Origin of the sequence: Paraburkholderia sp. GAS32 (genome assembly GCF_050434225.1) — a bacterium.
In the GTDB taxonomy this organism is placed as follows: Bacteria; Pseudomonadota; Gammaproteobacteria; order Burkholderiales; family Burkholderiaceae; genus Paraburkholderia; species Paraburkholderia madseniana.
In genome coordinates, this window is record NZ_JBNPVS010000089.1 from 1 (window position 1) to 16,398 (window position 16,398).

The following is a 16,398-nucleotide window of genomic DNA, read 5'->3' on the forward strand; positions in this document are numbered from 1 at the left end:
CATTCGGCAACGAACGGAGTGCCGCCGGTGCGGCACGAGGCTTCATTTTTTTAACAATTTCCTTTGTCGGTGTCCAAGATTACTTGACCACTACACCGCCCCGCACAGGGGCAACGCTAATAGACCACTAGCAATGCAAGGAAAGGCCAACACCCCAAGAACACTGACAAAAGCGCTACGCAGGCAAAAACCCTAGTTCGACAACGACAAATAAGGCGAACTGACCGGCGTAGGCGGAAACGGCTGCAACCCCGTCTGCTTGCTAAAGCTATACCGCACATAAACGGCTGCGAGCCACTCACGATACTCATAAGCATTGCCGAGCGACGCAGTCGCCCCAAACGCCAACTGCGGAGCCAGTTGATACTCCCCCACAGCGCTAAGCGAATAAGAAACCCCCGTCTTACTCTGCCCAGGATAAACCGCATTGCTATCCACGCCCGTGCCGATGAAATTCGCTTGCTTCGCCGCATTACTCTGGAGCTGAGGATCGATCGGGAAGTAATTCGACTGATCCTGCCGATAATGCTGCACGCCGATCGACCCCTTCATGTCATAAGTAAACAGACCATTGCGCCCAGTCCACTCCACCGGCAAATTCAGGATCATGTACTGCTGCGGACTGAAGTACCCGCCCTGACCATACGTGAAGTACGACAGGTTCCTGTTATAGGTCATCAGCGTCGTGTTCACACCGATAGTCAGCGTCTGATCGGCATCCTTCAACAGACGCGTGTAGATACCGCCGCCGCCTTTGTATGCGTTATTGCTTGCGACGTGATAGCCCATGTAGTGCTGGTACGCGGCGTTCACATACAGGCCGCTGGTGCCGTCATCCCATGCAAGGCTGGCGAGGCCGCCGTTGGAGGTGACGCCGCCCCACTCGAGGCCGGAGCCCGAATCGCGCGCACCAGCATACGACAGCAGGCTGTCCGTCACCGCGCGGCGCGCGACCGCCAGCGAATACGACACTTTGTCCGTAATGGCGCCGTTGTATTGCGCGCCCCCCACAATAGTCTTCTCGGGGAAACCGAGCGGCGTCACGCCAACATCGCCGCTGATGCTGCGGCCTTCGTAACCGAGTGACAAGCCCACGCCACTGGCGGTCTGGCTGCCATAGGTGTTGGTGCCCGCAATCGCCGCGTTCGCAGACGTGCTATTGGACAGTCCCGCGCCGAATCGCGCGAGCGTCGACAGATTGCCCGCGGCAGTGCCGGCATCGAGCGTAACCGGCGTCGCCGTCACAACGATGTGGCCGTTGCCGGCCTTGATGCGCCCCTGAATCGGCGCTTCAATATCCGTCAGCGTCGACAGACCGTCCTCGCCCGTGCGGTTGCGGAACACGATCCCGCCCGACACGGTGCTCGCCTGCTCGCGATTGACCTGCGCCAGCTCTTCGGCCACCCCGAGCGTCTGCGTGTTGGCGACATTCGGTTGCGTGTAGTTGCCGCCGTTACCGTTCGCGCCGGGTTGTTGAGGGTAATACGCCTGCGCGTAACCGGTCGGCGGTTGCGGAATATACGGCTGCTGTTGTTGCGCGTAATAACCCGAGCCCTGATTCGGGTACGGCTGATAGGGCTGCTGACCGTAGGCCTGTTGCGGCGGCACCGGCTGGTAAGGCTGCTGCGCGTAACCTTGCTGTGCGTAACCCTGCTGCTGCGGATAAGGCTGCTGGCCGTAATAGGGCTGTTGCTGCTGGGGATAAGCTTGTTGCTGCCCATACGGCGCCTGCGCATAGGCTTGCGCGTTGTGGTTGCTCTTCGACGCGCTTTGCTTCTTGCTGGTCGTGCGTTTCGTGCTCGTGGCCGAGCCTGAGCAACGCGGCTGTTGCATCGAACCGGCATTGGCCTGCGCTTCGCGTGCCGCAGGCGACATCGGCCACGGCGTGGTCGCATAGCCGTCCGGCTGCTGCGGATAGGGCGCCTGCTGCTGATATTGCGCCTGTTGAGGATATCCACCTTGTTGCGGATAGCCGGCTTGCTGCGGATAAGGCGCCTGCTGCGGATACGCCGGGTTGTACTGCTGTTGCGGAGCTTGCTGCATCGGCTGCATCTGCGCCTGGCCTTGACCCGGGTATGGCTGCAACGGCGCGCCCGACTGGCTCGACCCGTTGGTCTCCTGGCCGTAGCCATCCGCGTTGGTGCCGGGACGTGGCGCGTTATAGGGAACGGCGGTGGGCGCGGCGTTGGGCACATACGGCTGTGCAGGCGCCGTATAAGGCGCGACGTACGGCGTGGGCTGCGAGGGCGGCGGATAGTTCGGCACGGTCTGGGACGGCAAGGAGGACTGCGAGTACGGGAGCGATGCACGCGCGGCATTGAAGCCGCCACCTGCGAGCGCGGCGTTGTCGGCGTCGGTCGGCGAGATCGTTGCGGTTTTACCTTCGAAGGGATTGACGCCCGGCAACGGCGTCGCGCCGATCCGCCGCATCGCGACTTCCCAGCCACGCGGCACGTTGCTCGGCGCGTTCGCGCGTGCCGCGTTGGCCATGAGCGGTGTATTGGCCGCGATCAGCGAGCGTTGCAGATAAGTCGACGCGAGCGACAGCTTGCCTTCGGCGCGATACATTCGGCCGACCGTCGCCAGCACGCCGGGGTCGCTCGGCGCCGCTGCAAGAGCCTGGTTGGCGAGCGATTCGGCGTAGCTGAACTGCCTCGCGCCGGCCGCCGCAGAGATCGTCGCTTGCAGCAGGTTCAGGTCGTCGGGCTTGCGTTGCAACGCGACGCGGTAACTGGCGAGCGCATTGCGATCGTCGCCGGCGCTCGAATAGAGGCGGCCGAGGGCGGCTTGCAGATCGGGATTGTCGGGCATCGCCGCCAGCCACGGCGCGATCACGTCGTAGGCGCTGGCGAGATCGCCGCGCTGACGCACCGCGTCGCATTGCTTGATGACGATCCCCAGATTCAGATTGCCAAAATCCGTGCGCTGCTGCGGCGTCAGTTGCATCGATGCGAGCCGCCGCATCACCATACCGAGTTCGGCTTCCTGTTGCGTGGCGGAGAGAATGCCCGCGTATTGCAGCAGCAAATCGGTGTTGCCAGGCGCCGCGTTCATCGCGCTGCGCACGAGGCCCAACGCGCGATTCGGGTCGCCGGCCTGTTGATACGCGGCAGCGATCACGCCGATCAGTTCGGGGTTGTTGCCGGCGACCGGTTCGGCGGTGTGCAACGTCGCCAGCGCTTGTTGCGACTGGCCGTTGCGCGCCATCCGCGTCGCGAGATCGGCCTGCTGATGCACCCACAAGCGATGCTGCAAAGTGGTCATTGCGTCGGTGCGTTGCGCGGCCGGAATCCGTTCGAGTTGCGCGAGACCGGCCGTCCAGTCCTGCGTTTCCGCCGACAGCAACGCGCTCGCGTAGAGCGCGTCGGTCATGTCGGGATGCGCGGCGAGGAGACCGTCCATCATGCTGCGGGCATTCGCAACCGCGCCCTGGCGCACGTAAATACGCGCGAGGTCGAGGCGCAACCAGGGATCGTCAGGATCGTTCAACAGGGCGTCTTCGAACAGGCTGCGCGCGCTGCCGAGATCGCCGCGCGCTTCGGCCGCGCGTGCCTGCGCGGCCTGCGCTTCGCCACGCAGCCGGTTGATGCCGCCGGCCTTCGATTGTTGTTCGCTGTTCAGTTGATTGGCGAATTGCAGCGCTTCGTCGCCACGGCCTTGCGCGGCGAGCGAACCGACGAGGCCGCGAATCGCATCGGGATTGTCGGCCTGGCGGCGCAGTGCCATCCGGTAGGCCTGTTCCGCGCCGACCGGGTCGCCGTTCGAAAGCAGCATCTCGCCGAGCAGCACCTGCGCGGTGACGTCGGACGGATTCAGCGCGATCGCGCGTTCGAACAGCGACTTCGCCTTCGCCAATTCGCCGTTGCTGCGCGCGCCGATGGCGTCGCTGGTATAGGTCCAGTAGGTCGCGCTATCGAGCGCGGTTTTCCAGCGCGCCGGATTGCCGCTGCGCGACGCGCGTTCCAGATAGTTGCGGGCTTCGGCGAATTTTTCCTGCTTCAACGCGGCGATACCCATGCCGCCGAGTGCGTCGGTATCGTTCGGACTATTTGCCAGTACTGACGAAAACTTCGCGCGCGCCGTGCCGAGGTCGCCCCGATCGAGCGCGGCGAAACCGTCGGCGATGGTGCGGCCACGGGCGTCGACGGCGGCATTTTCCTGGGCACGATCGCGGGCCACCTTGTCCTGCTGAACCATCGACTCGAAGCGCGCCTTGACCGCGGCGTCGTCGGTTGCACCTTGCAGATACGCTTCGTACAGTGCGGCGTCCGAGGGCCGTGCGTCGAGCCACAACAGCGCCTGCCGCCAGCTCTTTTTCGCCGACGCGCCGACGGTGCTGTCGCCGGCAAGCTTCTGCAGCCGCGCGATACCGTCGCGGCGCGTCGTATCGCGATACGTCAGATGCTGTGCGTAGGCGAGGGCGTAGCGCGGGTCGTCGGGGTTGTCGCGTGCGAGTTGTTCGAGGCCGCGGCGCGCCTGGTCCCAGCCTTGCGGCGTGGCCGACAGCGCCTGGTAATACTCGAGTTGCAGTGCGGGCGTGGCCGGCTTGCCGTTCAACGCGCGCTGATACTCCTCTACCGCGCTCGCGCTTTGACCGCTTTGCGCGAGCCGCCGCGCGTCGTTGACAGTCTGGTCACGCAGACTCGATTCGCCGAGGCGCCGACCCAGTTCGTCCAGGTTCGGATAGTTCGGCGCGACCGCTTTCAGACGTGCCAGATATTGCTGCGCGCCCGCGCCGTCCTTGCGGTCGGCGAGCACCATGCCCATGCCGTAGAGCGCATCGGGTTGCTTCGGGTCGATGCGCAACACTTTCTGCCACGCCTGCTCGGCCAAGTCACCACGATGATGCGATTGCCAGTACTTGCCCTGATCGATCAGTACGTTCAAGGGATCTTTCGACGTCTGCGCCAATGCGTCAGGCGAAGCCGTCGCTACGCAGCAGACGGCCGTGAGGCTCAGCGCGAACCGCAATGAAAACGCGAGGGCGCTCAATCGCATGCATTTCTCCAACTCGGCACGAGACGGCCGGCTTCGTCGAAACGATAGCGGCCGTCGATGAATCCGGTGCCGAACAAGCCCAGCACACGATCGTAATAAACCGGTTCGCGGCCCGGCACATTGGTGTCGAGCACGGCGAGATGGGTGCGCGCGAGACCGAGGCCGCGCTCGTCGTCGAGCGCCTTGAAGTACGGCGCGAGCGCGCCCCAGTAGCTCAACGGTCCTTCGCCGCTCGCCGTACCCGTGGTCGACGAAACCTTCTCGGGCGGAATGCCGCTTTGCGCAACCTTCGCGCGCATGCCGCCGAGGGCCGCGAGCCAGGGTTTGGCGAGCGGATCGGCGGGCGAGGTGAGTCCGGCCCACAGATAGACACGGATCGCGTCATAGCTGCCGGTGTCGCCTTCTTTCGGATCGACCACGAACTGGCCGTTCTGCCACGCGGCCCAGTCGGGCGCGAAGCCTTGCGGCGCCGTGGTCTTGATCAGCTTGTAGGTGCTGTCGGCGAGCTTGGCCCACGGGCCGTTCGGCATGTCTTTGGCGAGCGCGCGCAGCACCGGCAAGGGCAGGTAGCTCGGATTCAGACGCGTCACGCCACCATTTTTGAAGCCCTGCGGACCGGGCAGCAGCATCGGGCCGACGCCCGGCAGCGTGGTCATTTCCTGGCGCGCGATCTGCGCGGCGAGCGCCTGGCCGAGTTGCGTATAACTCGCCTCATGCCACAGGCGGCCGGCTTGCAGCAGATCGTAGGCGATCCACAGATCGGAGTCGGATGCGGAATTCTGATCGAGCACGCCGAACGAGCCATCCGGTTTCCTGCCCCAGAGCCACGACGGCAGCCGCACGTTTTGCGGATCGAACTGATTGCCCGCGAGATTGGTGCGAGTCCAGTTCAGGAGCCGGTCGAAGGTCGCGCGGTCGTTCGCGACCAGCGCGAAGAACAGGCCGTACGACTGGCCCTCGGAGGTGGTCTTCAGTTGCGGCGAGGAGTAGTCGATCACGCGGCCATCGGCCTGCACGAAGTGTTCGACGAAGATGCGGTACGCCGGCCAGTCGGTGTTACACGGGCCCGTCTGGCCGGGCGTCGAAGTAGTCTGGGCCACCTTCGTGATACTGGCAAAACACGTGGCCGCCGCAAGGACAAGGCCGAAGCCAAGCCCGAGCGTCAGCGCCACGCGTGTCTTATTGTTTCGAACCCGCATACCAGTCCTATCAGTCCTTTAGGCGGCGCGCGGCGATCGAGCGCAGCGTCCGGTAGAAGAGACCCGCGATGATCAGCGCGGCGAGCACGCCACCCAGCATCAGCAACAGCGGATGCGACGACAGCGCCCAGCGCAGATACTCCTGCGGCGACAAATGGCCGACATAGTACGCTTCGCCGTTCGACGTGATGGTGACGGTGCGGCCATGGATCACGGCCATCGCGCCTTGAATCTCCTGCAGCACGTCGGCGTCGAGCAGGGCGGCGGACAGATCGGCGTCCGACTGGCCGGCCGCGCTCACCAGCGCGACGGCGCTGCGGTTCTTCTGCAGCGGCGATTCGAAACCGGTCAGGAGCGCATCGCCGTTCGAACTCACGAGCGTCAGGTCGGCGCGTGCCGGCGAGCGTTCGATACCGCGTTCGCCATGCCACCAGTCCTCGAGTTTGAAGGCCACGTCCGAGAGCGAGAAGGTGCGCGAATCGCCGTCGCTGGAGAACGGCATCGACTTGGCCCAACGCTGCAGCAGCGGTTGCTTGCCCGGCGCGCCGAAAATCAGCAGGTCCTTGCTGGCGTACTTGTCGACGTCGTCGGCCGTGCCGACTGTGACGCCGTTCACCGGATAACCCGTCGATGCCCCCATGCGGCCCATGGTCAGCAGAAACAGGCTGTAGTCGCTCGAATCGGCCTCGTTCGGCAGGACCACGGCGGTCTCGGAGAGATCGGCCATCCGCGTGAACGGGAAGCCGCTATTGGCAAAGGCCGCGAGGTCGGGCAGCGCCATGTAATGCGGGAACGACGAGAGGTCGATGGTCGAGTTCGGATCGATGGCGCCGACCACGTTTTCCAGCAGACGGCCGTGGCATTCGCCGGTGTTCGGAATGTCGTAGAAGAAATGCAGACGCACCTGGGCGCGCGGCGTCAGCAGCAGCGGCGGAATATGCACGGTGCGACGGGCTTCGGCGGTCTTGTCCGGCAACACGCGCTCGAAGTAATGGCCCAACTCGAACACCGAGGCCGACTCGGCCGGAATCGGCAGGGCCTGCACGAAGCCGTCATTGACGCTGACGTTCAGCGACGAACGGTCGCGCAGCGGACGCACCGTATAGCGGTAGCGCAGATCGATCGGTGCGCCCAGGGTGTGCCACATGAACAGATCGGGCGGCACGCGCAGATTGACGCGCACGGCGTCGGCGTCGTAACCGGACACCGTCAGGTCGCGCGGGTCGGCGAGTTCGCCGAAACGCACCGGACGGTTAGTCGGCAGCCAGTTTGGCGCGTCGTACGGCGCACGCGCCATGAGTTCGTTCAATTGCGTAATCGTCGCGCTCGGACCGGTGAGCGTGTTCTGGCCGATGCCGAGCGCTTTGGCGGCGGTTTTCAGTTCGGCCTCGGTGCGGCCGAGCACGAGCAGCAGCTTGCCGCGCGCCGGCGCTTCGCGATCGACCACCGCGATCGTCGGGCCGGAAATCGCCGGAATCGTCACGCCGGCCGGGCGTTGGTCGTCGGTCGCGAACACGACGGCGTTACCCGACAGCGGTGCGTTATCCAGTTGCGCCGGAAACACCGCGCCGCGATAGCCGGCGAGCGCGCCGAACCAGGATGCGACGATGCCGCCCGCTTCGAGCGTCGCGGCGCCGGGTTTTTGCGGGAACACGAACGGCAGCTCGAGACGGCGCACGTCGCGGCGGTCGAAGAACGGTTGTGGCAGGGCGGCGAGATCCGGCTTGCTGGCGAGCGACGCGTAGGTCAGATCGAGCGAACTCGCATTGCTGACGGTGGCCCACAGCGACGAATTCGCCGGGTCCTCGCAACTGGTCGTGTAGTGACCGATCAACTGCACGTTCAGGTGGTTGAATTCGGTGATGAAACGCGGATCGATCGAGACGTCGCGCGCCACCAGCATGCCGGCCTGTTCGTGCGGCACCGGCAGCGTCGCGGCGACTTCGCCGTTCACCAGCACTTTTAGCTGGGAAATATTCGCGAGCAGCGCGGGCGAGTAGCTGTAGACCAGATGCAGGATCGCGCCGGTCACCACTTCGTCGCCGCGCACGGAGAACGCGACGCCGTTCTGGCCGTCGGTGCCGCGCAGTTGCAGCGGATCGTGCGCGCCGAGGTCGGCGAACGTGAGCGTTTGACGGCGGCCGCCCGGCACCAGCGTGCCCGGTTCGGCGGTAGTCGGCGTTTTGATCCCCAAGGCCTTCACCGACGACGCGGCGAGCGCCGGTGTGGGCGTGGCCAGTTGCGCTTGCGCGATCGTGTTGGGATCGTAGAGGACGGCCGCGCTCGGCGCGGGCACACTGCCCACGCCGGTGGCGACGCGCGCAGCCGGCGCGCCAGGGGCGCCGGCCGCCGGCGACGCTTGCGCGGCGCTCGCCCTGCTCATGGCCGCCGCGGCCACTTCAGCCGCCGAAGCCAGCGGCGCCGCCAACGCGGTTTGCAACGCGAGCCAGCAGGCAAGCCCGCGCATCAGTCGTTGCGAGCGGGGGCGTCCAGACAGACGCGCCTCCGTTTCCATTCCATTGCGCTCGTGATTCGAGCGTTCGACGTGTCCCTTCGCCATCCTGTTGCCCATAGATCAGTCTTTGGTTTTTAGCTTCTTGACGTCCACCGGACGGCTTTTCATCGAGCTTCGAAGGTCGGCATAAAGATGCTCGAAGAGCCCCACGATGCCGCGTGCGCCGACCGTGAGCACATGCGACAGACCGCGCAACGGCGTGTCCTGCTGACGCCCTTCGGCCCAGCCGGTCCACGCGTCGGCGCGCGCGAACGTGGTCTTGACGAACTCGTATTCCTGTTCGCGCGTCATCGCCGAGAAGCGCAGGCCCACGCGGCCCGGCTCCGTGAAACCGACGGTGGCGGGGAAGGCGTATTCCTCGTCGCCGCGAAACAGCGACACGGTCACGCGTTCGTGCATCGGCACTTCGATCTTGGCGGGCAGCGCCACGCCGACGCCGCCTTCCGAGTAGTCGATGGTCTCGCAGGCGAGCGTGCGGCCGGTCGAGAACTTCAGCATCACCGGCATCGTCATCGCCACGCGGTGCACCGCGCGAATCTGCCGGCGCTCGCTGGCCGCGGCCACGCTCGCGCCGAGAATCAGCATGTTGTAGGTGGTCCAGCCGAGATTCAGGATGGTCGTCTGCACCACGCTGCGAATGTGCCAGTTCAGATAGATATGCACGATGCCGACCACGAAGCCGATCAGATTCAGCAACAGCAGGAACAGGTACGGCCGCGAGATCGCCCAGTCGAAGTAGTTCTTTTCGATCTGACCGCCCTTGGCCGTCACGTTGAACTTGCCGAGCTTCGGGTTGATCAGCGCGAGCAACGTCGGGGCGGTAATGTACGACGCCAGCACCGATTCGTAAACTTCGGCCCAGAACGAATGGCGGAACGAGCGCTGCATCCGCGAGTTGGTGATGCTCGCATGCATCATGTGCGGCAGTGCGTAGATCGCGATCGTGCTGGCGGCGGCTTCGATCACGTGCGCGCCGAAGAACAGATACGACAGCGGCGCCGTGAGAAACACCAGACGCGGGATGCCGTAGAAGAAGTGCATCATCGCGTTCAGATAACAAAGCCGCTGGCCGATTTTCAGGCCCTTGCCGGTGAGTGGATTGTCGATCCGGAAAATCTGCGTCATGCCGCGCGCCCAGCGAATCCGCTGGCCGATGTGGCCGGAGAGGCTTTCGGTAGCAAGACCCGCCGCCTGCGGGATCGCCAGATAGGCCGTGGTGTAGCCGAGGCGGTGCAGCTTCAACGCGGTGTGCGCGTCTTCGGTCACCGTTTCTACGGCGATGCCGCCGATCTCTTCGACCATGGTCCGGCGCAGCAACGCGCACGAGCCGCAGAAGAAGGTCGCGTTCCACAGATCGTTGCCGTCCTGCACGAGGCCGTAAAACAGTTCGCCTTCGTTCGGCACCTTGCGGAAGGTGCCGAGATTGCGTTCGAACGGATCGGCGGAGAAGAAGTGGTGCGGCGTCTGCAGCATCGACAGCAGCTTGTCGCGCAGGAACCAGCCGAGGCCGATCTGCAGGAACGAGCGGGTCGGAATGTGATCGCAGTCGAAGATCGCGAGGTACTCGCCCTGGGTGATCTTCAGGGCTTCATTGATGTTGCCGGCCTTCGCGTGGCGGTTGTGCGTGCGGATCGTCCAGTTGACGCCGACTTCCTCGCAGAACGCCTTGAACTCGGGACGGCGGCCGTCGTCGAGCACGTGGATCGCGATCTTGTCGGCCGGATAGTCGAGCGCGAGCGCGGCGTAGATGGTCGGCTTCACCACCGAGAGCGGCTCGTTGTAGGTCGGGATGAACACGTCGACGGTCGGCCACAGGTCGCGCGAGGCGGGCAGCGGCATCGGCGTGCGCTTGAGCGGCCAGGCAGTCTGGAAGTAGCCGAGCAACAGCACGATGGTCGAATAGACTTCGGCCGACACCAGCAGCAGACCCCACGCGGCGTCGAGCGGATGTTCCCAGTAAGTCGTCGAAGTGAGCCGCCAGTACATATAGCGGCCCGACGTGACCACCGAGAGCATGATCATCACCATCGTCGCGTAACGGCCGTGCAGGCGGCGGAACAGCAACGCGGTGACGAAGCAGCAGGTCGCGAACGTCAGTTGCTCGTAGAACGCGAGCGGCACCGTGAAGACGAAGTACAGCATCACCAGCGCGAACAGCGTGACCAGACCCGTCACGATCCGGCTGTTCCAGAAGCGCGCGTCGACGATGCGTTCGAGCCGCGACGGTTCGCCGGCCTCGATGTCCTGCGACTGGGGCGTACTCATGCGACGTTCCTCGGCGAGACGGCGGCCGCTTCGACCGCCGCCATCAGCCAGTTGCCGCACGAGCGAAAATCGGCGGCCGCCTGGCTGAGTGGATCGTAGTGAATCAGCGTGGTGTCGCAGGCGAGCGCTTCGCTCACCCCTTCGTCAAGATGAATCACACCCGGGAAGAGCTTGTCGCCGAGCATCTGGCGCAAGACCTTGAGGACGTCTTTGGTCAACTGGCGCGACTGGTCGATCTGGTTGACCACGTAACCTTCGCCCCCGAACTCGGGGCGCGGCGCCGCGTACGCTTCAATCAGCCGTTCCATTAAGGGAATGGCTGCGTAGGAAGCGGCGTCGGCGAGCACCACGTTCAGCGTGAAGGTGGCCGCGCACAACGCAGCGCGTACATACACGGACGAACCCGGCGGTGTATCGATGATGACGATGTCGGACGCGTCGAGCCGCAGCGTTTGCAGCGCGTGCGCGAGCCACCTCGGGTCCTGGTCGATATACGCTTCGAAACGGCGGCGATCGTCTTCGAGCACGGCGCCATAGGGCAGCACGGTCACCCCGTCTACGCCGTCGAACATGACCGATTGCCACGGATCGCCCGTCAACGTCGCGCGCGACAAACCGTCGATGCTGTCGAGCGGCACGCCGAAATGCAGCCGCAGCGCGTTTTGCGGATCGAGATCGAGGGCGATCACGCGGCGGCCGCTGGCGGCCAGCACGGAAGCGAGATTGGCGGCGAGGGTGGTTTTACCGACCCCGCCTTTGGCGGACACGACCGCAATGACTTTCATGAGCGACGAGGGCCGTTGACCAGCCACGAGTTGGAGGCGGCGGGTGCGGCGGCGCTAGCAGCGCGGGCCGGCGCGGGGGCCGTTTGTGTTTGTGCGGGTGTGCCGCGCAGCCGGTCGAAGACCGATTGCAGCGGTGCGGATTCGCCGGTGGGCGCGGCGGGTTGCGGCGGCGTCGGTTCGAATGCCGGGGCGAACAGTTTGCCGAGGATCGACGCGGGCGGCTTCGGCGCTGCGGGCGCAGTCGTGTAGGTCGGTGCGAGCGCCTGTGCCCATGTTGGGGTGTGCGCCTGGGTGTGCGTCTGGGCGGGTGCTTGGGCCCATGCGGGGACCGGAGCCGGCGCTTGCGCCCACGTCGGCGTGGATGCGGAGACCGGTGCCGGTGCAGTGGCGCGCGGTGCGAGGGCAGGGATCTCGGCGCGTGCCATTACGGCGGCTGACGACATGCTCGCGGTGGGTTGCGATACCGGCGTGTCCGGCGTACGGAACTGGGCCACCGGCGGAATACTTACAGCCGGCATGACAGGGGGAACCGGTGCAGTGGCAACTGGTTTCCCCTGTGCCGGGGCGACGGCAACTGCAGCCTGCGTGGCCACATCGACCCGCGCCGCGGCCGGCGTGCTTTGTGCGGCTGGCTCCGTGGCGTCACCCTTCGTTTCGAACGCGCCGAAACGCGAAGCGCCGCGCGGCGCGCCAGGCTGGGCGGGCAAGGCGACGGCGACCGGCGGAATGTCCCGGCGATGCGAGCGGGTGAACAGCGGCGCCTTCGCGCGCGTCACCGAGGCGGCGTCTTTCGGCGTCGTGTCCTGACGATCGACTTCCGGCGCCGCTTCTTGCGCCGATGCCTCGCCAGCAATCTCCCGGCGTTGCCCGATCGCGGGAATCGCCGGCTGTGTCAGATCCAGCGTCACCAGCAGCGGCCAACGCGTGCGCGCCGAACGTGCTTCGTTTTCGCGGCCAATTTCCTGGTACGCGCTGGCGTCGCCGCCAAAATGGTCGAATAGTTTTTCGATGTCGCTGGATGAACTCATAGTGCCGCCGACTTTTTAATGACTTGCGTTGCCCCGATCGGTCCGCTTAGCGGGTCCGCTTACTTGGTCCGCTATCCGGCTCGCTCAACCAGGATGCCGCCCCAGCCGAAACTCGATTGAGGTGTCCGTGCCGTACGCGCTCGTTTGCGCCACCGACAGGCCCTGCGCGCCCAACGCGCTCAACCACGTCTGATAGACGCCTTCGAGAAACGCCGGGGTCCACGCGAGCGCCGCGTTGCCGAATGCCTGCAGCGGCGCGCAGTAATGAACGATGCGCAGCGCGTCTGCTTCGTCGGACAGTTCGACGTAGCCCCAATCCATGTCATGCCAGTACAGATTCAGCGCCTGAGCGAGCTCAGCCGTCGACCCGCACGCGGGCAATTGATGCGCCGCCGCAAACCGGCAACCGACGCGGTACATCAGTTGGCGCAGTTCGTCGCGACCGATCTGCGCTTCGAACTCCGTCGCGAGTGCAGTCAGCATGCCGCGCCATTGTGGCGAGATTTGGCGTTCCAGCAGGTAATCGAGAATTGGGACCATGTTTTCCGGGAAATAGCCGCTGCCTCAATCCGTGTACAAAACGGGTGCCGACGGCCGAATAACTGAAAGTGTTACGGGAAGGCGCGCGTTGCACGCGTCTTAGGTTACTTTTACCGAGTTTGTCTGCTCTATCCGCCACACTTCGGAGGAGTCTACTTAAGACATTAACTTTTAGCCACTTTACATTCGTCTGCTTTATACGCGCAAACGATTGCTGCAGGTGCGTGTGACCTACGTAATTTTTGCTGCCGGAATTGCCTTGCTCGCTTCTCCACGATGGATGTCCGCCGGGAAGGTGTTTTCGATAATTTTATTAACGGTAGATTGCGCCAATGTTTTAGCTTTCTGGATTCGTGGTAAATGCAACGGTTTGAGTCGGGTTGGGCGGAATGCGCGAGGCACTGGCCGCCGCCGGGGCCTCCGGACGCGGTCGCGCGATGGCGGCGTAGCCCTGCCGGAGTGGGGTGCATTTCTATTTGCGGGCAGGGCATAAATATTTGTCAGACGGTTGCCGTTATACATCGGTGGAGTAACCGGAGCCAGCCTGATATCTATCAATATGCTTTCCACCTCAACGAAGCAACTGTCCGATTCCGGTTTGCGCGATCGCTTTCATCGACGATCGCTGGAACATCAACGTCCCCTTTCGACGGTGACGATGGCGTTTACGGTTGTCGCGTTCCTGTGTTTAGTGGGGGCGCGCAACATGGTCAACGGCCCGGCAACGCCGCTCGCCTACCGGCTCACCTGCGCGTTGGTGCTCGCCCTGCTGGTGATGGCGATTCCACGCACCGGCTCGACCTGGACCTTCGGTGCAATCGGTGTCGCTTACTCGCTCGTGCTGGTGGCTGGTCTCGCGCTGAACGTCTCCGGCGTCGAGCAACCGTTGTTGTGGGTCCTGCCGGCCATGGTGGTGATCCCGGTCTGCGCCGCGCCGCTGTGGCTCACGCCGCTGCATTTCTTCATCGGCAGCGCGCTCTTCTATGGAGCGGCATTTGCCTTGCTGTTCGGCGGGCCGCGCACGCATGACGTCGACATCGTCGTGTGGATGTGGATCGTGGCGATCGGCGTGCCGACTTCCGTTGTGTTTCACTTCGGCTTCTACCGGTTCCGACGTAACCACTTTCTGCTCGAGAGCCAACTGGCGCAGCTCGCCGCGACCGATCCGCTGACCGGGCTGCAAAACCGCCGCGCGTTCGTGAAGCAGGGCGAGCGCCGCCTCGAAACGATGGCGCCCGGGGCGCCGGTCAGCGCGATTTTTCTCGACATCGACAGCTTCAAATCGCTGAACGACCGCTTTGGCCACGCACTCGGCGACCATGCGTTGTACAAGGTCGCCCAGGTGTTGATGGAAGAGACCTCCGCGGACGACAGCGTGAGCCGGATCGGCGGCGAGGAGTTCGCCGTGCTGCTGCGTGACGGCCTGGCCGGCGCGCTGGCCCTGGCCGAGCGCCTGCGCGCTGCGATTGCCGCGATCGAGCGCCCTGACGGCTATCTGACCGCGAGCTTCGGCGTGGCTGAACACCGGAGCGGCGAAAACATCATGGTGTTGCTCGATCGTGCCGACGAAGCCTTGCTGCGCGCCAAGCAGTCGGGCAGAAACCGCGTGTGCGCCGAACGCGCGTTGCCGATCGAGCCGCTGCACATGCTCGCCGGCGATGTGTTCGCGGAGGACGGGGCGCTGGTGCCGCGGCATCGCTGGGAGGAGTATTTCCTGACCTCGCACTTCCAGCCGCTCTATAGTTTGTCGCATCAGAAGCAGGTGGGATTCGAGGCCTTGCTGCGAGGCGAGCAGGACGACGGCACGCTGGTGCCGCCCGTGGTGCTGTTCGCGCCGAGGCCGTCCAGCGACGAAGGCGCGCTCGATCGCGCGAGCCATGCCGTGCATCTGGCCAACGCGCGCAAGTCGCTGCCCGACGATGCGTGGCTGTTCCTGAACATTCTGCCCGCCACGTTTATCGCCGAGGGCTATGCGGATCAGCTCGCCATGATCGTGCGGGCGGTCGGGCTCGAACCCGAGCGGGTGATTCTCGAGATTCTCGAATCGCATGGCGGCAGCGTCGACGACATGTCGCGGGCGGCGGCTTTGTATCGCGAGCATGGCTTTCTGATCGCCGTCGATGATTTCGGTGCGGGTCAGTCGAATCTCGACCGGTTGCTGCGGATTCGCCCTGATCTCGTGAAACTCGATGGCGAGCTGATTCGTGCGACCGGTCATGGCACCGAGCAGCCGATCTTGCCGAAGCTCGTTTCTTTGTTACATCTGGCGGGGATGCTGGTTGTTGTTGAAGGCGTGGAAACCACTGAGGAATTGATTCTTGCTGTGGAGTCGAATGTGGATTTTGCGCAGGGTTTTCTGCTCGGGCGGCCGGCGGCCGAGATTGTGCCGCCAGACTCGGTGCATCGGCGGATCGATGATGCTTTCGATGTGATTGCCCAGGGGAGGGCGCATCAGCATGCGTTGTTTGAGTCGGAGGTTGAGCCTTATCGGGTTGCCTTGAGGCGGGCTGCCGATGCTTTGCTGACCGGTGTTTCCATGGGGGAGGCGTTTGCTTTTCTGGCTACGTTTGATCGGTGTATCAGTTGTTTTATTCTTGATGATTCGGGGCGGCAGATCGGGTTTGAGGTGCGCGGGCCCGCGTGGAGTGGTGATGGGGCTTCGCTGCAGCCTGTGGCTAATCCGCGGGACGCTCGTTGGGATCATCGGCCTTATTTTCGTAACGCTGTTTTGTTGCCTGGGGTGGCCGTGGCTAGTAATCCTTATCTTTCTTTGGCTAGTGGGCGGCCTTGTGTTGCGGTTACTTTGGCTGTGCAGGTTGCTGCTGAGAGGTCTGTTATTGGGGTGGAGTTGGATTGGTCGGTGGTGGGGTTGCCTTGGCCCGCTGGTGAGTGATTTTTTTTTGCCTTTGGCGGCGGCATTGGCAGTGGTCTTGGGGCTTTGGCCTTTCCTTGAATTGGTAGTGGTCTATTAGTGTTGCCCCTGTGCGGGGCGGCACTTACTTTCTTTGCCGCCGCGTAACTATTCAGCGCTTGTAAACTGCCACCAGGCTGTGCATAGTGAAGGACAT

At 64.2% G+C, this 16,398-nt stretch carries 8 protein-coding genes; 1 reads left to right on the forward strand and 7 read right to left on the reverse strand.

Features of this window, described 5'->3' with window-relative positions:
• Positions 1-192 precede the first annotated feature (192 nt).
• The 7 genes from P3T25_RS47190 to bcsD form a co-directional block, all read right to left on the reverse strand.
• On the reverse strand, positions 193-4,998 hold the full coding sequence (locus tag P3T25_RS47190; protein WP_429364533.1) for a cellulose synthase subunit BcsC-related outer membrane protein: 4,806 nt from the start codon (positions 4,996-4,998) through the stop codon (positions 193-195).
• Entirely contained in the window at positions 4,989-6,197 is a 1,209-nt protein-coding gene (bcsZ, locus tag P3T25_RS47195; protein WP_154566914.1) for a cellulose synthase complex periplasmic endoglucanase BcsZ, read from the reverse strand. The genes P3T25_RS47190 and bcsZ overlap by 10 nt, the downstream gene beginning before the upstream one ends.
• Before the next feature lie 10 nt (positions 6,198-6,207).
• Complete coding sequence (gene bcsB, locus P3T25_RS47200) at positions 6,208-8,769, reverse strand: cellulose biosynthesis cyclic di-GMP-binding regulatory protein BcsB (protein WP_429364536.1); 2,562 nt, start codon at positions 8,767-8,769, stop codon at positions 6,208-6,210.
• Between the two features lie 3 nt (positions 8,770-8,772).
• Complete coding sequence (gene bcsA / locus P3T25_RS47205; RefSeq protein ID WP_154566916.1) at positions 8,773-10,977, reverse strand: UDP-forming cellulose synthase catalytic subunit; 2,205 nt, start codon at positions 10,975-10,977, stop codon at positions 8,773-8,775.
• On the reverse strand, positions 10,974-11,762 hold the full coding sequence (bcsQ, locus tag P3T25_RS47210) for a cellulose biosynthesis protein BcsQ (RefSeq protein ID WP_154566917.1): 789 nt from the start codon (positions 11,760-11,762) through the stop codon (positions 10,974-10,976). Before bcsQ ends, bcsA begins: the two co-directional genes overlap by 4 nt.
• The gene (gene bcsP / locus P3T25_RS47215) at positions 11,759-12,790 is read right to left on the reverse strand and encodes a cellulose biosynthesis protein BcsP (protein WP_154566918.1); all 1,032 of its coding nucleotides are present in this window, start codon (positions 12,788-12,790) and stop codon (positions 11,759-11,761) included. The genes bcsQ and bcsP overlap by 4 nt, the downstream gene beginning before the upstream one ends.
• Positions 12,791-12,874: 84 nt before the next feature.
• The gene (gene bcsD, locus P3T25_RS47220; RefSeq protein ID WP_154566919.1) at positions 12,875-13,330 is read right to left on the reverse strand and encodes a cellulose biosynthesis protein BcsD; all 456 of its coding nucleotides are present in this window, start codon (positions 13,328-13,330) and stop codon (positions 12,875-12,877) included.
• Between the two features lie 559 nt (positions 13,331-13,889).
• Between bcsD and P3T25_RS47225 the strand changes: the two genes are divergently transcribed.
• Positions 13,890-16,223 (forward strand): bifunctional diguanylate cyclase/phosphodiesterase, encoded by a 2,334-nt coding sequence (locus tag P3T25_RS47225; RefSeq protein WP_154566920.1) that lies wholly within the window; start codon positions 13,890-13,892, stop codon positions 16,221-16,223.
• Positions 16,224-16,398 lie beyond the last annotated feature (175 nt).